Source organism: Burkholderia sp. Ac-20392, from assembly GCF_017104585.1.
Taxonomy (GTDB): domain Bacteria; phylum Pseudomonadota; class Gammaproteobacteria; order Burkholderiales; family Burkholderiaceae; genus Burkholderia; species Burkholderia lata.
This window is the reverse complement of record NZ_JAAGPB010000059.1, coordinates 1-22,456: the sequence shown is the minus strand read 5'-3', so window position 1 is coordinate 22,456 and position 22,456 is coordinate 1. Positions and strand designations below refer to the sequence as shown.

The following is a 22,456-nucleotide window of genomic DNA, read 5'->3' as shown; positions in this document are numbered from 1 at the left end:
TCCTCGGTCCTCACGCTTGTTAGCGGCACATTAACGCTCTTCGACAGATCTTTTCTGGTTTCATCCGATACCCACATTCTGCCGAATCAACGATAAAGGAAACGTGGACATACTGCAGAGCATGAAGGCATTCGTACGCGTCGCCGAAGAGGGCAGCTTCACCGGCGCGGCGTCACGCATGAACACGACGACTTCATATGTGTCGCGCGCAATCAGCGCGCTGGAAACGCACTTGCGCGCGCGTCTCTTCAATCGTTCGACGCGTCGTATCGCACTGACGGAAGCCGGCGAGCGCTACATGCGGCGTTGCGAGCAAATATTTGCATCGATTGACGAAGCCGAGGCAGAGGCGGCAGATGCGCAAGCGCGGCCGTCAGGTCGGCTGCGCGTTCACAGCCCGACGAGCTTCGGGCAGTCGTACGTCGTGCCGGCCGTCGTCGCGTTCCGGAAGCAGCATCCGGCGGTGTCGGTCGACCTGACGCTGTCCCAGAAGGTGCCGGACATGCTCGAAGAAGGCTACGACGTGTCGCTGCAACTGACCGCAACGACACTGCCCGATTCGGGTCTGATCTCGCAGCAGCTCGGCGTACTGCGCAGCGTGCTTTGCGCGTCGCCGTCGTATCTTGCGCGACACGGCCTGCCGCGCAGCGTTGACGACCTCGACGGACACCAGTGCGTGCCGATCGTGTCGTCGTTGTTTCCGCACGATCTCTGGCATTTCGACGGGCCGCACGGGGACGAGCTGTTTCGTCTGCCGCCGGCGTCGTTCCTGGTCAACGGCGCCGACGCGCTCGCGACAGCATTGCGCGAAGAAGCGGGTATCGGCGCGGTTCCGATGCCGACCGCATTGCCGGCGATGCGCAGTGGCGCCCTTGTGCGTGTGCTGCCCGACCATACTTTGCAGCCGCTGACTGCACACGTCCTGTACCCGTCTCGACAATACCTCGATGCGAAAATCAAGACCTTCATCGAAGCGCTGCATGCGCTGATTCCGCGGGCGCTGGAAGCGGACCGAGCCGCACTCGCGACACTGAGCGGAAACGGATGAGCGCGCTCGTGTTCTCGCCGGCGCCATGTTCCGTACTTCGAAATGTGGTCCGCATCCGGGACGCGCGCGACTACTGACGCCTCGCACATCGCTGCGCAAGGTGAAACGATGTGTTGCCGCTCGCCTATCTCGACGCGATGCGCCTATCGGTGCATGCTGCACCTTATAGCGCGACACGCTTTGGCGACGACCGCCCTATTCCCCGGCGCAAGTGAAACACATGGAACACAGCACGGCGTCGTTTCGGGCAAGAAACCGCGTGACATCACGTACACGGCCGTCATGCCCCGTCTTTGCCACAGTTCATTGCGTGCCGCCTCGTTCCTGTATTGACGGCAGAAAGCTTCATTGAAGCGGGCTGCCGCACCAATGCGCCCCTGTCGCAGCACACTTTCGATGCAAAGATGCGAAACCAATCCCGAAAACTCTTCGTCTGCTGTTCGCTCGTGTTGGGCTCGATTGCCTGCCCGGCAATCTGTAGCGCGAGCGACAGCGGCAACCATGTGCGTATCGAGGATCAAACCGATCCGAGCGTATTGATTCAAACCGCGACCGAGGAAGTGCAGGACGAATTGCGCAAACGCGCGATCGATCCCGCGGATACATCTCGCATCATGGATATCGTCAACCGCGACATCCTTCCGTACACGGATATTCGCCGCACCACGCGCCTGGCGACGGGACGCCACTGGCGCGAGGCCACGCCCGCGCAGCAGGACGAACTCACCGCACAATTCCAGCGTCTTCTGATTCACACGTATTCAGGCGCACTAGGCTTGCTCACGCCTGATCAGAAATTTCAGTATCCCGGCACACATGGTGATGCCAATCGCGCCGATACCGTCGTCCGCACGGTCGCGATCTATAACGGGCAACCGGTCGAGATCGACTATCGCCTTTATCGAACAGCGAACGGCTGGCGCGTTTACGACCTCAATCTGCTCGGCGTGTGGCTTGTGCAGATTTATCGCCAGCAATTCAGCGATGAAATCGGCAAGCATGGCATCGACGGCCTGATCGCATTACTCGCCGCACGCAATGCAGACATGGCCAAGCACGGCGCCAACGTCAAAGCAAATGCGGAAACTCACACGGGACTGGTCACGGAACCAGGTTCCGCGATGCGCCGATAGTCACGGCGGCTCTGCGCATCGAGCGTCGGGGCGGGCGTTGGATGGGTGCGAGTGATACCACGTCTCCTCGGCAGGATCAGGCATGTTCGACCCCGGGATTTGCGTGGCAGCGTGCCTTTATCCGATAGAAGCCGCTGCGTGTTGGCCGGGACTTGATCTGACAGGTCATCTGGCCAACCGAAATGAATCCGGTTCTTCATGCTATTCGGCCGAGCTTTCGTTGCAGCTCGCGAATACGCTCGAGTGCATCGACCTGCTCGCGGGCCGGGGTTGCTGCTTCATCAGCCTTGACCGTTGACCGGCCCGCGCCTTCGTACGGTTTGCGCCGCTGGAGCAGTCGATTCGAATGCTGGATACCGCGACGAACCACGGTGTTGCCCGCCAATTTCATAGAGCATCGCCTCTAAGATCCCAACCTAACGCTTGTATGGAAAGCCGCCTGCAAGACAACACCGTGTGCTGTCCCACAGTTCGGCACAATCGGTAATCGCATCGGCCATTTTCCCGGCTGCACGATGCATTGCATCACCCGCCCGCAGGCGCCGCGCCCCGCCTGACCACATAGTGCGACGCAGCATCGTTATCGCGTGCACGACGTGCAACATCGATGGGCGTCACGTTCGCAGCGGCGACGCACGATTTGCTGTCGAAACAGATCCGCCTGCTGTCCCAACCGCTTCCGTGCGGCGGTCCGCCGCATTTTTACGGCTCGAATCCACTTCGTCGCCTCGTGTTTCACCCAGTCAAACCGGTCGCATCACTGCCGAAACTGACAGCTGTGGAACCTGACAGCTACCTGCAGCGTATTGGCTGCCTATTCTCGGATCCGTTCCTGGCCCCACAAGGGTCATGAGCACCCACCAAGTCGTCTTTCCTCAAAAGGACCCCCGATGAATAGGAACGCCTGGTACACCCTTCCCCTTCCGTCACCCCGCCGTCTCGCCTGCGCGTGGCCGCTCGTGCTCGCAGCCGGCGCGGCCCATGCTGCGACCGACTGGGTCGACACGCACACGAAGGCCTTTCTGACCGGCTCGCAGCTGATGGCGCATAGTGCGGCACCCTCGCTGGAACTGGCTGCGGGCCAGACGACCGACGTTGTCGTCAGCCTGAAGCTACGCAACGCCGCGCAACTCAAACAGCTTGCCGGCGACGTCAATCGACCCGGCAGCGCGCATTACCATCAATTCCTCACGCATGAGCGATTCCTCGCCGACTACGCGCCGACCGACGCGCAAGTCAGGTCGGTCGTCGACTATCTGCGCAAGAGCGGCTTCGTGAACATCGAGGTCGCGCCAAACCGCCTGCTCGTGTCCGCACACGGCACGGCCGCCACGATCAAGACCGCGTTCAACACGTCGCTCGTGCACTTCGAGTATGCGGGCCGTTCGGGTTTCGCGAATGCATCCACCGCGCAGGTGCCGCGCGCGCTCGGCGACGTCGTCGGCTCGGTGCTGGGGCTGCAGAACGTCGCAAGGGCGCGGCCGTTGCTGCGCATCGGCGAAGTCTCGAAGCCAACGCCGTTCGCGTCGGGCACGGCGACCGGCCACAACCCGACGGAATTCCCGGGCTTGTACAACGCAACCGGCGTGCCGACCGCAGCCGGCGTGACGGTCGGCATCATCACGCAGGGCGGCGTGTCGCAGACGCAGCAGGATCTGCGGACGTTCACCTCCGCGCACGGTTACGCCACCGTGACGACGCAAGCCGTACAGACCAACGGAGCGGGCGGCGACTATAGCGACGACCGCGACGGCCAGGGCGAATGGGATCTGGACAGCCAGTCGATCGTTGGCGCGGCGGGCGGCCAGGTCGGCAAGCTCGTGTTCTACATGGCGGACCTCAACGCGAGCGGCAACACGGGCCTCACGCAGGCGTTCAACCGCGCGGTATCGGACAACACGGCGAAAGTGATCAACGTGTCGCTCGGCTGGTGCGAAACCGATGCGAATGCCGACGGTACGCTCGACGCCGAGGAACAGATCTTCACGACCGCCGCGGCACAAGGCCAGACGTTCTCGATCTCATCCGGCGACGAAGGCGTGTACGAGTGCAACAACCGCGGCTATCCGGACGGCGCGAACTATTCGGTATCCTGGCCGGCTTCGTCTCCGCACGTGCTGGCGATCGGCGGCACGACGCTCTACACGACGTCCGCCGGCGCGTTCTCGAACGAGACGGTGTGGAACGATGGACTCGACGGCAACGGCAAGCTGTGGTCGACGGGCGGCGGCGTCAGCACGATCCTGCCGGCCCCGGCGTGGCAGCCAGGCAGCAATCGCCGGCTGCCGGACGTGTCGTTCGATGCGTCGTCACGGACGGGCGCGCTGATCTACAACTATGGCCAGCTTCAGCAGATCGGCGGCACGAGCCTTGCAGCACCGCTGTTCACGGGCTTCTGGGCACGCATTCTCGCGGCGAACGGCACGACTGTCGGCTTCCCGGCCGGCAACCTCTATCGCGCGATTCCGTCGAACCCGTCACTGATCCGCTTCGACGTGGTGTCGGGCAACAACGGCTACCAGGGGTATGGCTATAAGGCCGGAACGGGCTGGGATTTCCCGACCGGTTTTGGCAGCCTGAATATCGCAAACCTGAACCAGCTGATCAGGTCCGGCCGCTTCTAAGCATTGCCTGCAGGCTGGTGCACGGCAGAGGTTCTGCCGTGCACCGGCTTTTGTGCCTCTCCCGGCGAAACGACCATTTCGCCGGCAATATAGCCACTCCCGTGTTTCCTGGGTCAACTCCGGATCCAGAAAGACAGCGCGCACGCCAGCGTGGTCGCGACACGGTCAGCCGAGTCGACCACCAGGCTGATGGCCGTGACGCCCTGGGCGGTCAATGTCTGCGCGGCTTCGTACAGTTCTTTTTTTGGCGGCGCCGGGTGATGACTACGTTGGTATGCCCTCGGCGACGAACAGCACGGCTGCCGCGTGGCCGTGACCCTTGCCGCCGCCGGTGACAACAGCGTCTCTCCCGGTCACTAGCGGCTTCCCGGTTGGCTCACGCGAAAGCGTTAATACCGGTCAATTCGGCCGACAGATTCCACAGGCGTGCGGCCTGCGCGGGATCGACAGCGTAGTCGCGCACGCCGGTTTCGGTCGGCGTGCGCGTGTTATCGCGCATGGCCACGTCACAGTTCTCGCAATACAGGTCACCCTTGCCTTCGAGCAGTGGCGATGTGGCAACCCACACCGTCCGTGCCGATGCGATACCGATGCCGCGTACCCGGATGGACCGATATCGAGCATGGGATGAACGGCGCGCCGCGCACGCCAACAAAAAAAGCCCGGCCCGCATCGAAGCGGGCCGGGCTGTGTCGGGAAGCTTGACGCTTACAGCGCGCCGCCTTGCGCCGACGCCGAACCCTTCACGCCGACCGAAGCGCCACCCTGCACCGAGTTCGTTGCGCCTTCGAGCGCCTCACCGGCCTTCGCCTTCGCGCCGCCGGCGACGTCGCCTGCCGTCGACACCGCGCCTTGCGCGTGGCTCTTTGCCGTGCCCGCGACGTGCTTCACGTGCGATTTCGTCGAGTGGACGGCCGATGCGGCGGCATCCTTCGCGGTGCCCGCTGCCGAACCAACCGCATGCGTCGCACCGCCCACCGCGTTGCCGGCTGCCGAACCCACGCCGCCGACCGTCTTGCCGACGCCGTTCAGTGCGCCGCCAACGGCATTGCCTGCGCCCGAACCCGAGCCTGCCGCATTCGCGCCGCCGCCAGCCTGCACGCCCACACCGCCACCGAGCAGCGGCGTCTGAACCTGCGCACCGACACCTGCGGAACCCTGGGCACCGGTCTGGGCCGTTTGTGCGAACGCAGCCGAAGTCGCCATCGCCGTCAGTGCAGCACCCACCAGAATCGTACGAATCTTGTTCATGGTCATTCTCCCCAAAGACGTTGTTGCTGCGGGCCGCCTTCGTGCGGCTTGTCGCATGCCTTGCCGCGACGTGCGGCAGGTGAAGCTAATGTAGCGGCGCAGACGAGCAAAACGATTGATTTGCGGGGACTGTTACTTCCGTTGCAAATGCTGACGATTGCCTCACATAGTTTGACAATCAGGGGCTTGCGGCGGGATTGATGAGTGGCCTGGGCGAACCCGGAGGCGCACCGCGCGGAGCATTCCGCGACAGCGACGCGGCCAATCGCGACGGATCGGCAAACCACGCAAGCGAAACGGCTAGCAGGGAAACCGGCCGCTTCTATAAGCATTCCAAAGAACGTGTGTCGGCCAGCCATCGGTGCGGCCCGACGACCGACTCCTCGCGATGAGTTCGATATCGTCGGATACGCAAGCCGCCACACCGGCGCTCCCCGATGCGCCGAACGCGAGCTTGAATGCCTTTTCCCTCAGCGCGCTTACGGCCGGCCGGTCGACCGCCGCGCCCGGATCGCCGTCGACGTCGTCGAACGACGCCATCCATTGCGTATCGAACGGCTCGGCATCACGACTATCCAGCGCGCTGTCGCAATCCAGGTCGCCGAGGAAATCGAAAAAGCCCGGCGCCGACAGGATGGCGTCCATTTCAAGCAGATGCGCGTTCGTCATTGCGACTCCTTCACGATGTGCAGCCCCGACTGCCCGTCGGTGAATCCGGGCAGATCGGGGCCCCGCGCGTACCGCCCGGTTACGGCCGGAACGTATCGCCGAGCACGACGCCTTCACGCCGCGGATCGGTGCCGCCCTGCAACGCGGGCGACTGGCCGACCGTCACGCGCATCACCGTATTGACGCCGCTCGCCTGCGCGGACGTCGACACCTTGTGCCCGAGCGCGAGCAGCCCCGTGATCAGCGGATCGTTCGCCCCGTTGTTCGCCGTGCTGACGTTCGGATGCTCGCCGCCGATCGTGGTCGTCGGGCTGTTGCTCGCGCCGAAGTCGACGAGCCCCGCGGACTGCTGCGCGTCGAGCCCCCAGTCGAGCGCGCCGACGAGCGTCTTGACCACATATTGCGGAATCGTGCCGCCACCCGGCGAGCCGGTCGCCATCACGAAATCGCCGCGCGAACCGTCCGCGGCCTGCCCGAACACGATCGTCGGCGCCATCGAACTGCGCGGCCGCTTGCCCGGTTGCAGGCGGTTGGCCACCGGATTGCCCGCGCTGTCGACCGGGTTCGCGGAAAAATCGGTCAACTGGTTGTTCAGCAGGAAGCCGTTGGTCATGTGGAACGAGCCCATGCTCGACTCGACCGTCGTCGTCGCGCTCAGTACGTTGCCGTCGCCGTCGACGATCGTGAACTGGTTCGTGCCGTGCTCGATCAGCGTCGTGTCGACGCCGAGCGGCACCGCGCCGAGATTGCCCGGCTGTGCGGTGCCCATGCTCTTGGTCGGATCGATCAGCGCCGCGCGCGATTTCAGGTACGGCTTGTTCAGCAGCGTATTCCACGTGCCGCCCGGCAGCGGCACGAAATCCGTATCGGCCACGTACTTGTCGCGGTCGGCATACGCGAGCCGCTCGGCCTCGGTGACGAGGTGCACGCCCGCGACGGTCGGCTTGCCGCCTTCGAGATCGATCGCCGTCGGCTTCAGCGACTTCAGGTCGTAATTCTCGAGAATGCCGAGCGCCGACGCGACCGCGATGCCGCCCGACGACGGCGGCGGCATCCCGCATACCCAGTAGCTACGATAGGTCGTGCACACGGGCTCGCGGCGCTTCGCCTGGTACGCGGCCAGGTCGGCTACGGTCGTCTTGCCCGGCGTGAGCGTCGAGCCGTCCGCGCCCTTCGTCGTGGCGATCTTCGCGACGATGTCCTGCGCGATCTGCCCCGTGTACAGCGCGTTCGCACCCGACTGCGCCATCAGCGTCAGCGTGCGCGCATACGCCGGATTCTTCAGCACGGTGCCGAGCGTCTTCGGCGAACCGTCCGCGTTCAGGAAATACGCTGCAGCCTCGGGGTCGCGCTTCAGGTTCGCGGCATTCGATGCGATCGCGTCGGCGAGCCGGCCACCGATCGGGAAGCCGTTGGTCGCGAGCGTGATCGCATCGCCGAACAGGTTCGGCCACGGCAGCCGGCCGTGATCCTGCTGCAGCGCCTCGATGAGCCTCGGCACACCGATCGTGCCGATCGAGCGGCCGCTCGCCCGCGCGTTCGGCAGCGGTGCGGACTGGTCGGTCGCGTCGTCGACGTAGCGCAGGTAGTTCTCCGTCGCGGCGGCTGGCGCGGTTTCCCGGCCGTCGTACGCCTGCAGCGTCTTGCCGCGCGCATCGTAGTAAAGCAGCACGCCGCCCGAGCCCAGGCCCGTCGCTTCGGGCACGGTCAGGCCGAGCACGGCCTGCACCGCAACCGCCGCGTCGGCGGCCGTGCCGCCCTTCTTCAGCACCGCGCAGCCGGCCGCGCTCGCATACGCGTTCGACGTGGCCACCAGATAGGTCTTCGCATAGACCGGCTTCATTCCGGTGCGATAGCCCGACGACGCTTCCGGCAACGACGGGTCGCCCGGCTGGTTCGAGCCCACCACGACGGTTGCGCCGCTGTTGTCGACCGCGAGGCAACTCGCATCGGTGGAAGGTGTCGGCGTGCGGCCCGCTTCGTTCTCGACGTCGCCGCCGCATGCCGTCAACAGGGCGGCCGCGAGCAACGCGGACGCATACGGAAAAATCGCTGTTCTGTTCATTGTCTGCCGATGTTCTTGTAGGTCGTTGCGATGGACATCACGCTGCCTGCGACCCCCTCGGTGCGCCGGCAACGCGTTCGATAGTCCCATGAACAAAATTTTTTCCGCAATAAGGGAATGACGTAATGCGACCGGACGTTGCGTACGCAACGTCACCGATCTCGCCTGCGGGTTCGCGTGTTGCACTGCATCGCAGTGCGATGCGCTTGCGCGGCCGATGGCATGACGTCGCGGCGCCCTTATTTTGCTGCCCGGCGGCGCTTGCCGGTTGCCCGGCCGTCGGGCGCGAAGCCGCTTTCCATGGCTTCGATCGTCTCGGAGAAGAACGCGAGGAACATCGTCATCGCGACGGTCGCGCTCATGTCCGCCCGTTGGTAGATGCAGCTGAACGAGCGCGCGCCCGCATCGGCAAGCGGCGTCCACGCGAGCCGGCCGGCGGCCACGTCCTCCGCGACGTTCTCGGCAATCAGGAAGCCGACGCCCGCGCCTTCGGCAGCGAGGCGCCGCACCATCGGCACCGAACCCGTCTCGACCAGCGGCCGCACGTTGCGCGGCTGTCGCGCATCGATCTGGTCGAACATCGCGCGCAGTTCCGTGTCGGGTGTCATCAGGATCAGCGGATGCGCGAAGCAGTCGCGCATCCGCACCTTGCCGCCGGACGCCGCAAGCGGATGGCCCGGTGCCGTGACGACGCCCAGCGGCTGAGCGAACGCGCGCACCTCGACGACGCCCGCCGACGTGCGCCGGCGCAGCGCATAGCCGATGTCGGCCTCGCCTGTCTCGACCCAGCGCACGATGCTCTCGCCGTTTCCCGAGCGCACGCTGTACGTGACGCCCGGGTAGCGCTGCATCGCAGCGAGGATCGCGTCGGGTACGAGCTTTTCCGCGGTGGATGCGGGCACCGCGAGGTTCACGTGCCCGCGGCGCAGCGCGCGCAGGTCCTCGACCTGCGTGAGCGCATTGTCGAAATCGCGCTGGCCGCGCCGCACGGCCGCGATCACGATCTCGCCGGCCAGCGTCAACTGCATGCCGCGCGGCAACCGGTCGAACAGCGGCACGCCCACCTGTTCCTCGAGATTGCGGATCTGCTGGTGCACCGCCGCCGCGGTCAGGTGCAGCGCGTCGGCCGCCTTGCGGATCGAGCCGCGTCTCGCGACTTCGTCGAAACAGCGGAATGTCTGCGATATCGAACGCATAAGGGGTCCGTTAGATTTTTCCGAACAGGGCGTCAAGAATAATCCGATTTTACTGACCGTCCGAATCGTCTAGATTCCGCTGCATCCCCGTGTCCGATTCGAATGGAGACCGCAGTGACAACCGTCGACCAGATTACCCAGCGCCGCCGTGGCGTCGGCCTCATCGCCCACGATCCCGCCCTGTCCGCAGGCGGCTATACGCTCATCGCGCCGCAGACGGCCGACGGCAACGTCTATCTCGTCGGCATCGACGGCGAAGTCGCCCATCAGTGGAAAATGCCCGTGCGCCCCGGCCGCCATGCGGTCATCCTCGCGAACGGCAACCTCGGCTACAACGGCAATCATCCGCAATCCGAATCACGCTATGCGCCGTGGTCGATGTGGCATGGCGGCGACTTCTACGAAGTCACGCCGCAAGGCGAAACCGTGTGGCGCTACGAGGATCCCGCGCACCATCACGATGCGCAGTGGCTGCCGAACGGCAACCTGCTCTACGCCGCGTGCGAGCCGGTCGACGCTGCGTTCGCGCGACGCGTGCCGGGCGGCACGCCGCACGGCGACGACGAGGTGATGTACGCGGACGTGATCCGCGAAGTCAACCGGGCCGGGCAGATCGTCTGGGAATGGCATGCGCGCGACCATCTGCGGCCCGAGGATTTCCCGATCGCGGCCGGCTTCGGACGCTATCACTGGCCGCTCGTCAACGGCCTCGCGGTCGATGCGAACGGCCGCGTGCTGATGAGCCTGCGCACGACGTCGGGCATCATCGGCGTGAATCGCGAAACCGGCCGCGTCGACCTGCGGATCGGGCCCGACGTCGTGTCGCACCAGCATGCGCCGGTGCCGCTCGCGAACGGCAACATCCTCGCGTTCGACAACGGCAACTTCCGCCACGGCGCGCACGTCGTGTTCTCGCGCGTCGTCGAGATCGATCCGGCGACGCAGCGCGTCGTGTGGTCGTATGCCGACGACGTCGTGAACCTGTTCTACACGCCGTTCATGGGCAACGCGCAGCGCTTGCCGAACGGCAACACGCACGTCACCGAATCGTCGACGGGCCGGCTGTTCGAAGTGACGCCCGCCGGCGAGGTCGTCTGGGAATACGTGATTCCGTGGTTCGCCGAATACCCGGACGAAGCCGCGCGCAAGACCGGCCCCGGGCAGCTCAACAGCGTGTTCCAGACGTTCCGCTACAGCGCCGCGCAACTACCCTGGCTGCGGGACTGACCTTCCGTTCATCGCCGGTTTCCGGCGCTCGTCGCCGTTCGCTTCGAAGGGGCCTGCCGTGTCGCACGATCCGATCTCAACGCCCGTCGACGCGCGGCTGCCCGCATGGCAGCTCGTGCTGTTCGGGCTGCAGCACGTGTTGTCGATGGCCGCGTCCCCGATCACGGCCGTGTTCCTGATCGCAAAAGTGCTCGCGCTGCCGGCGGAGCTGACGGTCCAGCTGATCGGCGCGACGTTCTTCGCGTGCGGGATCGGCACGCTGCTCCAGTCACTCGGCGCCGGGCCGATCGGTGCACGCATGCCGTTCGTGATGGTGCCCGGCGGCGCACCGACGATGCTGTTCGCCGGCATCGCCGCGCAATCGGGCCTGCCGACGGCAGCCGGCGCGGCGCTGCTCGCCAGCGCGTTCTACTGGGTGCTGCTGCCCGTCTTCACGCGCTGCCTGCGGCTCTTTCCGCGCATCGTCGTCGGTGCGATGCTGCTGCTCGTGTCGGTCAACCTGATCCGGATCTACGCGACGATCGTCGTCGGCCAACCCGGTTCGGCCGATTTCGCTCAGCCGCGCGCGCTCGGTCTCGCGCTGGCGACGATCGTCGCCACCGTCGTCGTGGCCGGTGCGTTCCGCGGCACGCTCGGGCGGCTCGCGGTGCTGATCGGCCTGATGGCCGGCGCGACGCTCGGCTGGGCGCTCGATGCGATGCCGGCGCTCGCCGACGTGTGGCGCGGCCCGCTGTTCACCCATCCGGTATGGATGCCGTTCGGAATGCCGCGCTTCGACGTGCTGGCCGCGCTGCCGCTGCTGATCTTCACCGCGATCTCGATGGCCGAGGCCACCGCGCAGACAGTGGCCGTTGGTGAAACGTGCGGCAAGCCGATCTCGCTGCCACGCGACGTGCCGAAGACGATACGCGGCGATGCGCTGGCGTCGCTGGCCGGCGCGCTGTTCGGCACGCCGTTGATCGTGACCAGCGCCGAGAATATCGGTGTCGTGCAGACGACCGGCGTGCGCTCGCGCTACGTGACGGCTGCCGCCGGCGCGATCCTGATCGTCATCGCGCTGTTCGCGCCGCTCGCGCGGCTCGCGTATGCGATTCCGGCCGCCGTGGTCGGCGGCACCGCGCTGGTCGTGTTCGCGATGATCGGCGTCATGGGCATCCGGCTGCTCGCCAGCGTCGACCTGCACGCTCGCGCCAACCAGTACACGCTCGCAGTTGCGCTCGTCGTCGGCCTTGCGCCGATCCTGGTGCCGAACCTGTATCGCCATTTCGGTGCGCCGGTGCAGATCGTGCTCGGCAACGGCATGGCGGCCGGCACGCTCGCGGCCATCGCGACGCAACTGGCGTTCGCTGCATTGGCGCGGGTCAGCGGACAGGTGGGCACGGTAGCGGCAACTGCGCCTTCGCGCGACGCATAACGGCGACGGCCGGCAGCGCGACACGCGCGCAGGCCCCGCTTGACGACACCAGCGGTTCGACCGACAATCGCCGCTCCCTCCTGGCGCGGGCACTCGATCCAGCCGGCGCGTGCGTCTCCTCGACGCCGCCCCGGCTTCAGGTTTTCCAGTCCCGATCTCCGCGCCGCCGTGCCACGCACGCAAACCGCCGGCCCCGCCGGACACGCTCACGCAAGTATCGCCCCGAACGCCGGCTGATCGCCGCGCGGTCGCGCTTTCGCCTGCCCATTCATTTCGGAGTCCATTATGATGGTTCGTCTTTCCAAGGCAGCCATGGTGCTTGCCATGGCTTTTTTCGCATCGCTCGTCGCGTTCGGCAACATTACCGACTACGCGACCAATTTCGCATTCGTGCATCACGTGTTCCTGATGGACACGACGTTCCCCGGCAACGGGATCATGTATCGCGCGATCGGCACGACGTGGGTTCATCACGTCGGCTATATCGGCATCATCTCGATGGAAACGCTGACGGCCGTGCTGTGCTGGATCGGCGGAATCCGTCTGCTGCGCGCGCGACGCACCGGCGATACGGCATTCCGCGCGGCCAAGGCGTATGCGATCGCCGGCCTGACGCTCGGCTTCCTCACGTGGCAGGTCGCCTTCATGTCGGTCGGCGGCGAGTGGTTCGGCATGTGGATGTCGAAGCAATGGAACGGCGTGCCGGACGCGTTCCGCTTCTTCATCACGCTGCTGCTCGTGCTCGTCTACCTGACGATGAACAACGACGGCATCGACGACACGCGCACCGCGCACTGATGCGTCGCTTGCATCGGGGCGGGCGACCGGAAGGACATCGGGACGATTGCCGGCGTCACCGCGTCCGGCTATAAATCGTGCATGGACACGAATCGCTGGATTCACGACCCCGTTGGCGCCTTCCGCGCGTGGCAGGAAACCGCCGCAACCGGCGCCGATCGCCGGCCGTTCGCGCCGCGATCGGTCGTGCAGCACGTCGCGATGTTCGAACGGTTCCTGCGTTACCTGATCGCACAGCGCGTGTCGCTCGCCACGTTCGGGCCCGACCACGTCGCAGCCTTCCTGGCGGAACTCGAGCGCACCTGCGCGCCCGGCACGTCGACCCGCGTGCGCTACGCGAAGCTGATCGACCGGCTGGGCCGGCATCTGGTCGAAGCCGGCGTGCGCACGATCCATCCGGCCGGCCGGACGACGCGCGATCTCGCATGGCCCGACGGCGAGCCCGAGCCGTGCTACCTGCCGCCCGATGCCGACGCTGCACTGCAGCGCCATGTGCAGCCACGAGCGGGCGACACGCCGGCCGACTGCAGGAATCGCGCAATCGTCGCGCTGCTGCTTGCGAGCGGCATCACGTCGGCCGAGATACGCGCGACGACCTGCGACGCGCCCGATCTCGACGCGCGGCCGCCTGCGCTATCCGTGCCGCGCGATCGGGCACGGCCGGCGCGCCGGATCACGCTCGCCGAATTTGCGCTGGCGCCGCTCGCCGCATGGCGCGTGCGCTCGGCAGACACACCGGCATCCGCGTTGCTGTTTCCCGCGCCGCGCGGCGGTGGCGCGATGAATGACATGTTCCTGCTGCTCGTGGTGCGCGACGCGTTGACCGCGATCGGCTTCCACGCGGCCGACATGAGCCCGCGCGTGCTGCGCAATACGTATGCGCGCCGCCAGTTGCTTGCGGGCCACGCACATGCCGACGTCAGTGCGATGCTCGGTCTCGTCAGCACGCGAACGGTCGCGCGCATCCGGCAGACGCTGCCGCCCGATGCGGCCGCGGCCCGCGCCGCACACGAACGCTGATCCCGCCTGCGCCCGGCGCGGGCCGCAGGTCGTGGCGCCCTATTCGCCCGGCTTCGACTGGATCAGCCGCAGAATGCGGGTGTCGTACGGCGATTGCATGACTTCCGCGATACGGGCCTCGGAAGCGGCCGGATGCAGCGGATTGAGCAGGAAGTTGTGCGCGTGCGGCACGACGACGCTCGGCACGCGCAGCAGCGCGCTCGGCTGCGTGTGCAGCCACTCGGTGCCGGCGCTGCGGGTCCAGTCGACGTCGGTTCGCCAGTCTTCCGGCGCGTCGCCCTCCGCGATTTCGGCGATATCGACCGAATCGGCCACCTCGATGCGAAGCAACTGGTATCCGCTCGGCAATTGCGCGACCGTGGCGATTTCGAAATGAACGAGCGTCTCGAGCAGCGCGAGGGCCGGATGCTCGGCGAGATACACGACGGGCTGCCCGGCAAAATGCCAGCGCCCGCCGGCGCGCAACCCGCCGACGCCTTTCAGGTCGGCGAAATTGCTGATCCGCCACAGCGTCGTCAAGCGAAGTACCCCTCGTCGATCTGCGTGAGGACTTCCTCGACGAGCCGCGCGCCATGCTCGGTGCTCGCCATGTCGAGCGACGTGCGGCCGCCGAAGCGCTGGAGCCCGTTGCGCAGCCACGCCATCGCCTTGTCCTGGTCGCCGAACGTGGCCGTCGCCTGCGCGACGATGCGCGCGAGACGGATCGCTTTGTCGGACTCTTCCTGCGACAGGCGTTCGTGCGCCTGGCGACGGTGACTCAGCGTGCGACGCGGAATGATGAAGGCCAGCTCGTCCGATTTCAGCCCGCGCTCGGACAGACGGTCGATCACCGAGACGTCGACGCGTGCGCTCGCCAGCTCGGCAAGATCGGCCCCCGATCGGACGCGGATCGCCAGCAGCTGCTCGAGAATCGTGAATTCGGCCTGACGCGGATGCGCGACGCCCGAAGGATGGAAAGCAATGGTGCTCATGACCTCTCCCGGCAATTTGCCCAATCATTATAGGCGTTTTGCCGGAAACATGCGGAAACGGGTTGGAAGGTGCCGGTGGCGCCCGGCCGGCTTTCGTGAACGCGGCGGCGGGCGGGCGTCACCGGTCTGAAAGCAGGTGAGTACGGCCGCGAATCGAAGATTCGCCTCGGCGGAAGGTTGTATTAATTCAGTATATAAAGTCCATGCAGGCATCACATGGTTGTCACGTAACAACTTTTTTATCGATTAGCGTTCCGACGATAAGGTGGGCCTGAACAGTCTCCGTAGCCACGCGCAGATTCGCGAGATGGCGAAATCGCTCGATCGAGGCTGACAGAACCGGGAAAGAAGTCCTCATCCGCGGTTCGTCCGACTTCGTTTCCCCCTTCCCCGCTGGTGAACGACAGCTTCAGCGCCCGGACACCGACCTGACGAACGCCGCCAGGTCGTGGTTGAACCGGTCGGGCTCCTCGATAAACGGCGCGTGGCCCGAATCGGCATATACCTTGGTGGCGATCCGTGAATTCAGCGTGATCGCACGTGCAAGCGTCTTGCGCGTATCGACCAGTGCGTCGTGACCGCCGTAGACAAAAAGCAGCGGTACGCGCGCTGTGCCGAGCCCCTCGGCAGCGGAAACCGTCATCGTCGGGATTGCCCGCTGCATATCCCACGATGCCATCGCGGCATTGGCAAGAAGCCGGCTGAAGGTCTCGGCACCCGGTCGATGGTTGAAGCACAATTCCAGGAATCTGCGCTCGCCGTCCAAATGCGTTTTCAGATCCGGCGAATTCATATCGCGATAAGCCTCGGGATGATCGACGATTTGACCCGGTGCGAGTTCGACCACACCATCGACAAAGACGGCACCCGCGACGTCGCGGTCCCCGTAGGCCGCGAGGTAGTTGGATATCACCACGCCCCCCAGCGACCAACCGACCACCACGGGTTTGCGCGCATGCGCGCCCTTGACGACGGCATCAAGGTCATCGGCCCAACGACGTCCGTCGCGATACGGCGCAGCTCCGGACGGCTTGTCCGAGAGACCATGGCCGCGCAGATCATAGGTAATGATGCGGTAGTGGCGCAATTCGGCGCTCTGCACTTGCGCGTCCCAGTCCAAACGGCTGCCGAGCAGACCGTGAATCAGGATCACCGGGCGGCCATCGGGGTTGCCGCCTTCCTGAACCGCAAGTCTTACGCCGTCTTTCGACGTAACCATGTAGCTTTTGGGCGCAGCTACGGCACTTGGCACCGACGCAATCAGTATTGCCGCCGTTACCGCTGCGTTCAACAAATCGATCAGCGATCGGATCCGCATGAAAAAGTCCTCGGAAGTGAGCAGTTCTCCGAGTCTCAACCCTTACACTGATGTGAGAGTCAAGCGGCATGTGCCAGGCTGACTTTCATGGACACGATACTTATGCAGAAATGGCTGACGATCGGAGCGCTCTCGCAACATACCGGCGCAAGCGTGCGGTCGATCCGGCACTACGACGAACATGGCTTGCTCGCGTCGGTACGTGCAAGTAACGGCTACCGCATGTTTCCCGACAAGGCAGTCACACAGGTCAGGCAGATTCAGCGCATGATTGCGACCGGTTTCACCATCGACGACATTCGCGGCTTCCCCGACTGCATGCTTCTGATCGAAGGCGCGCGCTCGTGCGATCAGGTCACCGAGGTCCAGCAGCAACGCCTCGCAGCCATCGAGCGTCAGTTGGCGGATCTCGAGCGACGTCGCGCCCGGCTTATCCAGACCTTGTCGGAAGGCAGGATTCCGCCAGTCGACTGATGCCGGCCGATGCCCGGACAGGCGAACCGCCCCGCAACAGGAGCGATGCTGAATGGACACGCTCGCCGCAGGCGCGAGTCGGTTCTCGAGCGTCCTGCTTTCACGACATGATCGGACTCCTGACCAATATCGCAACCCCGGCTCTTGTTCCCCCTACTCAGTGCCGGGGATCGTATGCCATAAGGAAGTCGATCAGCCGGCCCATGCAGACGACCGGATCACGCTGCAGAAATTGCCCGCGTGAAAATGCCGATCCTTGTCTGCGAGCACGTCGGCCTTCACGTTGCCGAACGTCGTGTCGGGCTTGTGCTTGATTCCGTCGTAGAACGCCTGAATGATGTCTTCCTTGAAGCGCGGCGTACGCGGATGCGCACGAACGACGGCCTCGCGCTCGACGTCGCTGTATTCCGGATACGTCAGGCCCAGCACGTCCATCTCGACGCCGGCGGTAACGAGCGCGATCACCGGATGCATGTGCTGCGGGATACCCGGCGTGGTATGCAGTGCGATCGAGGTCCACACGACGTCGATATCCTGCTGCGAGATGCCCTTGCCCTTCAGGAAATCGCGGGCGGCGTTGGCGCCGTCCACCTCGAAACGCTCGCACGCGCTGCTGTGTTTGTGCGTGAGCCCCATGTCGTGGAACATGCAGCCGCAGTAGAGCAGTTCGGGATCGTATTTCAGCCCGCGCCGCTGGCCCGCGAGCGCCGCAAAATAGAACACCCGGCTGGAATGATGGAACAGCAACGGTGACGCGGTATCGCGAACGAGCTCGGTGATCTCGCGCGTCAGTTGGCTATCGGGAATGGTGATGCCTGCAACGTTCTCAGTCATGATCGACCTCCATTGAAAACACCCTCGATTCTCCGGAGTCCGATAGCTGGCTTCAATAGACGTCTTACGTCAAATCCTGCCATTTTGCGCGACGGACGGACACGGTGTGCGTGCGGCAGAACAAACGCCGGAAGCACGTTCCGCCGCCCGCCCCATGCACCGCCTCTGCGCCTCTATACTGCTACCCGTCACGTTCGACACGCCACGCAATCGATCATGCCGAAGGTCGTAGGAATTTTCGCCGTTCCAGGCGTTCAACTGCTCGATGTGTCCGCACCGCTCGACGTCTTCGCGCAAGCGAACGCCGAATGCGGGAAGCCGTTTTATACGTTGCGGATCATTGCAAGCGAGTCCGGTCCGATCCGCAGTTCGTCCGGTGCGCAGTTGCTGCCCGACTGGATCGTTCCCGACATTCCTGAGCGCATCGACACGCTGCTGGTCGCCGGCGCGCCGAGCGCCGGCCGGATCGCACTGCGCACCGACGTCCTTGCGTGGCTGCGAGCGGCAGCCGTGCAGAGCAAGCGCTACGGCTCGATCTGTACCGGCGCGTTCATCCTCGCGGCCACCGGCCTGCTGAAAGGGCGTCACCTGACCACGCACTGGGCTGCCGCCAACGCGCTTGCAGAAGCCTATCCGTCGCTCGCCGTCGACGCGGACGCGCTGTACGTGCGCGACGGCAAGCTGCGCACCGGCGCCGGCGTCACGGCCGGGCTCGATCTCGCGCTCGCGCTGGTCGAGGAAGATCTCGGCCGCGAGATCGCGCGACGCGTCGCCGCGCAACTCGTCATGTTCTTCAAGCGCCCGGGTGGGCAACTCCAGTTCAGCCGCAAGGGCGAGGCGCGCCCCGCCGGGCGTTCGGTACTGCAGGAGGTTCAGCGCTGGATCGCGGCAAATCCGGAACTCGAGCATTCGGTGGCGGAAATGGCGAAGCATGCGGGCATGAGTCCGCGCCACTTCGCACGGCTGTTCCGCGCGGAAGTCGGCATGACGCCAGCCGCATGGGTCGAGGCGACCCGCATTTCGGCCGCCCGCCACTTGCTCGAGAACGGCCACGACACGCCGAAACAGGTCGCCGCGAAATGCGGCTTCGCGAATGTCGATACGCTCAGGCGGTCATTCACCCGGCACGTCGGAATCACCCCGGCCGAATACCGGAAACGGCAGGCGATCCTGGTCGCGTGACGCGGAAGTGCGCACGTACCGCACGAACGATATCGGCGACCCCGCTCAAATATTTCGGAATGCGACTTAATGGATCGTTGTGTGGGCCCGGCCGAGCGACGACATCGCCCCACGCGATGCGCCATCCGCAGTCCCGGCCAAGCGCCGGACAGCCCCGCAATCATTAGACGAAATACCCGCCTGTTCAGATCGTTTACCCAGTTGCAATAATTATTCGCTGGAACGCGTATTTCCGACCGGTAACGCGATCGTTACGATGCAATCAACCGCTGAACGCAACGAGCGAAGCGCGAAATCAATGAAACCGGAGGTCATCATGAAGTCGTTCATCTACGCAGTCGTCGCCGCAACCGCCCTGTCCGCCTCGTACGGCGCATTTGCACAATCGAACCCGTCGGGCCAGCTGACGCGTGCCCAGGTGCGCGCGGAACTCGTCCAGCTCGAACAGGCCGGCTACAAGCCCGAAGTCTCCGATCAGTATTACCCGCGCGCGCTGCAGACCGCCCAGGCCCGCGTGACGAACGCCGATGAAACCGGCTACGGTGCGCAAGCCTCCGCTGGCGTACGCGCCGGCCGCGCGATCGCAGTCAAGCAGGACGGCCGCGACTCCGTGTATTTCGGCCAGTAAGCCGGACACGCGCCCGCGTATTCCGATACGCGCGCAGCACACGAAACACCCCGCTCCCGTTCATCGGGGCGGGGTGTTTGCTTTCCGGTCGTCCGCTCCCGGAACGGATTGCACGCCCCCGATCGATGCGATCTTGCGGATCGCGTGCCGCGCGGCTCCGTTCACGACGGCGGCCGGTGTTTGCGCATAGAATGGCCGCGTGGTCGGTGCCGGCCGAAACGAACGCGAGCGGAACCACGACGCCCGGCTTGCCCGATCGTCGCCGTGCCCGCAGGCCGGCCCCGATGCCGCACTCATCGCATTTTTCGAAAAGGAGCGGTTTCATGTCTCAAACATCCGGTTCCATGATCACGTTTCGACGCCCGGACGGCCAGGAACTGCAGGGCTATCTCGCCACGCCGGCAAAGACCGAAGGCGCACCCGCGGTCGTCGTCATCCAGGAATGGTGGGGGCTGAACGACCAGATCCGCGGCGTCGCGGATCGCCTCGCGCGCTGCGGTTACTTCGCGCTCGTGCCCGACCTGTATCGCGGCAAATCGACGGTCGAGGAAGAGGAAGCGCACCACCTGATGACCGGGCTCGATTTCGGCGACGCGGCTTCGCAGGACATTCCGGGCGCCGTGACGCATCTTAAGACGCTTGCGTCGCGTGTCGCGGTGACCGGTTACTGCATGGGCGGCGCACTCACGCTGCTGTCGCTGCAGTTCGCCGATGCGGACGCAGGCGTTACGTGGTACGGCTTCCCGCCGCTCGACTACCTCGATCCGGCGAAGCTCAAGGTGCCGCTGATGGGCCACTGGGCCACGCAGGACGCGTTCTTCGCGATCGACCAGGTCGATGCGCTCGAAAAGAAGCTGACCGATGCGAAGGTCGATGTCGAATTCCATCGCTATCTCGCGCATCACGCGTTCGCGAACGAAACGGCCGTCGGCCCCGGCCGCATCGCCGGCACGCAGTTCGATCCGGTGTGGTCGCAAACGGCGTGGGATCGCACGCTGACGTTCTTCGGCCGCACGCTTTGGGAAAAGCAGGGGTAACGTAACGCCGCTTCCCATGTGAGCGGCTACGTCGGCTGCGTAAAAAGAAACGCCACGGATTTTCATCCGTGGCGTTTTCGTTTTCGCGTCGGGCAGCCTCCGCGAACAGGGGCATGGCTTGCCCCTGCCGTTGGTCTTGCTTACCCGTTCGTTGTCGCTACCGACGCGGGCCCCGGAGCGGCCGCCTTGTCGTAGTCGACCGGTGCATCCGGCGCACGCGGCGTTTCGCCCGCGCGCTGGATCCACCCGCCGCCCAGTGCACGGTACAGGTCGACCAGGTTGGTCCAGCGTGCCAGACGTGCGCTGATCAGCGACTGCTGCGCGTTGTACAGGTCCGTCTGCGCGGTCAGCACCGACAGGTAACTGTCGACGCCATTCTTGTAACGCAGGTCCGACAAGTCGAAACGTCGCTGCTGCGCATGCTCGTTGCGCTCCAGCGCCGCGATCTGCTGGTCGTACGTACCGCGTGCGGCAAGACCATCCGACACTTCGCGGAACGCCGACTGGATCGCCTTCTCGTAGTGCGCGATCTCGATGCGCTTCTGCACGTGTGCAAGATCGAGATTCGCGATGTTCGCGCCGCCCTCGAAGATCGGCAGCGCGATGTTCGGCGCGAACGACCACGCCGCCGTGCCGGCCTTGAACAAGCCGCCGAGCGTCGGGCTTGCCGTGCCGAACGCGGCCGTCAGCGAGATCTTCGGGAAGAACGCCGCGCGCGCCGCGCCGATGTTCGCGTTCGCGGCCAGCAGCGTCTGCTCGGCCTGCATCACGTCGGGACGACGCGTCAGCAAATCGGACGGCAGGCCAGCCGGCACGTCCGTCAGCAGGTTCTGTGCGTCGAGCGGCATGCCCGCCGGCAGGTCGTCCGGCAGCGGCTCGCCGATCAGCAGCACCAGATAGTTCAGCGCCTGCGCACGGTCGCGCGCCTGCTGCTGCTGGCTCGCAAGCGCCGTCTCGACCACCGTCTGCGCCTGACGCAGGTCGAGCTCGGAGCCCGTGCCGTTGTCGAACTGCAGCTTCGTCAGGTTGTACGAGTCCTGCGCGGACTTCAGCGTGTCCTCCGTGACCTTCAGCAGGTCGTCGGTCGACAGCAGCGTCAGGTACTGGTCAGCCACCTGCGACACCAGCGATATCTCCGACGCCTGCCGTGCATACGCGGTCGACAGGTACTGCGCGAGCGCCTGGTCCTTCAGGCTCTGCACGCGGCCGAACAGGTCGAGTTCCCACGACGCCGATACCCCGACGTTGTAGGTCGTCGAGATGTTGCGGCCCGTCCCCGACGTCAGCGCATTCGGCAATCGCTGACGGCTGCCGGTACCCATACCGTCGAGCGTCGGGAACAGGCCCGCGCGCGTGATCTGGTACTGGGCGCGCGCCGCCTCGATGTTCAGCACCGACACGCGCAGGTCGCGGTTGTTTTTCAGCGCGATCTCGATCAGCCGCTGCAGGCGCGGATCGACGAAGAACTCGCGCCAGCCGATCGCGGCGGCGGCCTGCCCGTTCGCGCTGCGCGCACGCGCGGCGTCCGGCTGCGTCGCGTAGACGCCACCCGCCGGGTACGCCTGCG

Annotated in this window: 22 protein-coding genes; 11 read left to right on the top strand and 11 right to left on the bottom strand. The window is 65.3% G+C overall.

What is annotated here, in order from left to right:
* Positions 1-103: 103 nt before the first annotated feature.
* On the top strand, positions 104-1,048 hold the full coding sequence (locus G3N99_RS10840) for a LysR family transcriptional regulator (protein WP_174944210.1): 945 nt from the start codon (positions 104-106) through the stop codon (positions 1,046-1,048).
* Positions 1,049-1,452: 404 nt separating this feature from the next.
* On the top strand, positions 1,453-2,181 hold the full coding sequence (locus tag G3N99_RS10835; RefSeq protein ID WP_206122387.1) for an ABC transporter substrate-binding protein: 729 nt from the start codon (positions 1,453-1,455) through the stop codon (positions 2,179-2,181).
* A gap of 196 nt (positions 2,182-2,377) precedes the next feature.
* Here the strand turns inward: G3N99_RS10835 and G3N99_RS10830 are convergent, their stop codons facing one another.
* Positions 2,378-2,572 (bottom strand): hypothetical protein, encoded by a 195-nt coding sequence (locus tag G3N99_RS10830; protein ID WP_174944213.1) that lies wholly within the window; start codon positions 2,570-2,572, stop codon positions 2,378-2,380.
* 499 nt (positions 2,573-3,071) lie between these two features.
* Between G3N99_RS10830 and G3N99_RS10825 the strand changes: the two genes are divergently transcribed.
* Positions 3,072-4,805, top strand: a complete 1,734-nt coding sequence (locus tag G3N99_RS10825; protein WP_206122381.1) for a S53 family peptidase — start codon at positions 3,072-3,074, stop codon at positions 4,803-4,805.
* A 376-nt stretch (positions 4,806-5,181) separates the two neighbouring features.
* On the opposite strand, the gene G3N99_RS10820 is transcribed toward G3N99_RS10825, so the two are convergent.
* From G3N99_RS10820 to G3N99_RS10800, 5 genes are all read right to left on the bottom strand, one after another.
* On the bottom strand, positions 5,182-5,478 hold the full coding sequence (locus G3N99_RS10820; protein WP_206122380.1) for a hypothetical protein: 297 nt from the start codon (positions 5,476-5,478) through the stop codon (positions 5,182-5,184).
* Positions 5,479-5,513: 35 nt separating this feature from the next.
* On the bottom strand, positions 5,514-6,056 hold the full coding sequence (locus tag G3N99_RS10815; protein WP_174928880.1) for a hypothetical protein: 543 nt from the start codon (positions 6,054-6,056) through the stop codon (positions 5,514-5,516).
* A 300-nt stretch (positions 6,057-6,356) separates the two neighbouring features.
* Positions 6,357-6,725, bottom strand: coding sequence for a hypothetical protein (locus G3N99_RS10810; RefSeq protein WP_206122379.1), 369 nt, complete (start codon positions 6,723-6,725; stop codon positions 6,357-6,359).
* Between the two features lie 79 nt (positions 6,726-6,804).
* Positions 6,805-8,790, bottom strand: a complete 1,986-nt coding sequence (locus G3N99_RS10805) for a gamma-glutamyltransferase family protein (RefSeq protein WP_206122378.1) — start codon at positions 8,788-8,790, stop codon at positions 6,805-6,807.
* 239 nt (positions 8,791-9,029) lie between these two features.
* Entirely contained in the window at positions 9,030-9,986 is a 957-nt protein-coding gene (locus G3N99_RS10800; RefSeq protein ID WP_206122377.1) for a LysR family transcriptional regulator, read from the bottom strand.
* Positions 9,987-10,088: 102 nt separating this feature from the next.
* Between G3N99_RS10800 and G3N99_RS10795 the strand changes: the two genes are divergently transcribed.
* The 4 genes from G3N99_RS10795 (at position 10,089) to G3N99_RS10780 (ending at position 14,445) form a co-directional block, all read left to right on the top strand.
* The gene (locus G3N99_RS10795) at positions 10,089-11,213 is read left to right on the top strand and encodes an aryl-sulfate sulfotransferase (RefSeq protein WP_206122376.1); all 1,125 of its coding nucleotides are present in this window, start codon (positions 10,089-10,091) and stop codon (positions 11,211-11,213) included.
* A 58-nt stretch (positions 11,214-11,271) separates the two neighbouring features.
* Positions 11,272-12,627 (top strand): uracil-xanthine permease family protein, encoded by a 1,356-nt coding sequence (locus G3N99_RS10790; RefSeq protein WP_206122375.1) that lies wholly within the window; start codon positions 11,272-11,274, stop codon positions 12,625-12,627.
* Positions 12,628-12,912: 285 nt separating this feature from the next.
* Positions 12,913-13,425: a DUF2165 domain-containing protein gene (locus G3N99_RS10785; RefSeq protein ID WP_206122374.1), complete on the top strand. Its 513-nt coding sequence runs from the start codon at positions 12,913-12,915 to the stop codon at positions 13,423-13,425.
* Between the two features lie 81 nt (positions 13,426-13,506).
* Positions 13,507-14,445, top strand: a complete 939-nt coding sequence (locus G3N99_RS10780; RefSeq protein ID WP_206122373.1) for a site-specific integrase — start codon at positions 13,507-13,509, stop codon at positions 14,443-14,445.
* A 39-nt stretch (positions 14,446-14,484) separates the two neighbouring features.
* Here the strand turns inward: G3N99_RS10780 and G3N99_RS10775 are convergent, their stop codons facing one another.
* The 3 genes from G3N99_RS10775 to G3N99_RS10765 form a co-directional block, all read right to left on the bottom strand.
* The gene (locus G3N99_RS10775) at positions 14,485-14,964 is read right to left on the bottom strand and encodes an RES family NAD+ phosphorylase (RefSeq protein ID WP_174943403.1); all 480 of its coding nucleotides are present in this window, start codon (positions 14,962-14,964) and stop codon (positions 14,485-14,487) included.
* Complete coding sequence (locus G3N99_RS10770; protein WP_041492387.1) at positions 14,961-15,416, bottom strand: antitoxin Xre/MbcA/ParS toxin-binding domain-containing protein; 456 nt, start codon at positions 15,414-15,416, stop codon at positions 14,961-14,963. Before G3N99_RS10770 ends, G3N99_RS10775 begins: the two co-directional genes overlap by 4 nt.
* A 409-nt stretch (positions 15,417-15,825) precedes the next feature.
* The gene (locus tag G3N99_RS10765; protein ID WP_206122372.1) at positions 15,826-16,734 is read right to left on the bottom strand and encodes an alpha/beta hydrolase; all 909 of its coding nucleotides are present in this window, start codon (positions 16,732-16,734) and stop codon (positions 15,826-15,828) included.
* An 87-nt stretch (positions 16,735-16,821) separates the two neighbouring features.
* On the opposite strand from G3N99_RS10765, the gene G3N99_RS10760 reads away from it, so the two are divergent.
* Positions 16,822-17,208, top strand: coding sequence for a MerR family transcriptional regulator (locus tag G3N99_RS10760; protein ID WP_011349308.1), 387 nt, complete (start codon positions 16,822-16,824; stop codon positions 17,206-17,208).
* A 192-nt stretch (positions 17,209-17,400) separates the two neighbouring features.
* Here G3N99_RS10760 and G3N99_RS10755 read toward each other — a convergent pair whose 3' ends face one another.
* Positions 17,401-18,042, bottom strand: coding sequence for an HD domain-containing protein (locus tag G3N99_RS10755; RefSeq protein ID WP_206122371.1), 642 nt, complete (start codon positions 18,040-18,042; stop codon positions 17,401-17,403).
* A gap of 216 nt (positions 18,043-18,258) precedes the next feature.
* On the opposite strand from G3N99_RS10755, the gene G3N99_RS10750 reads away from it, so the two are divergent.
* From G3N99_RS10750 to G3N99_RS10740, 3 genes are all read left to right on the top strand, one after another.
* Complete coding sequence (locus G3N99_RS10750; RefSeq protein WP_206122370.1) at positions 18,259-19,224, top strand: GlxA family transcriptional regulator; 966 nt, start codon at positions 18,259-18,261, stop codon at positions 19,222-19,224.
* 316 nt (positions 19,225-19,540) lie between these two features.
* Positions 19,541-19,852 carry a DUF4148 domain-containing protein gene (locus G3N99_RS10745; protein WP_222153302.1) on the top strand — a complete coding sequence of 104 codons (312 nt, stop codon included), beginning with the start codon at positions 19,541-19,543 and terminating at the stop codon, positions 19,850-19,852.
* 323 nt (positions 19,853-20,175) lie between these two features.
* Positions 20,176-20,889, top strand: a complete 714-nt coding sequence (locus G3N99_RS10740; RefSeq protein ID WP_206122369.1) for a dienelactone hydrolase family protein — start codon at positions 20,176-20,178, stop codon at positions 20,887-20,889.
* Positions 20,890-21,029: 140 nt separating this feature from the next.
* Here G3N99_RS10740 and G3N99_RS10735 read toward each other — a convergent pair.
* Positions 21,030-22,456 (bottom strand): efflux transporter outer membrane subunit (locus tag G3N99_RS10735; protein WP_206122368.1); only part of this gene is annotated, 1,427 nt, incomplete at its 5' end.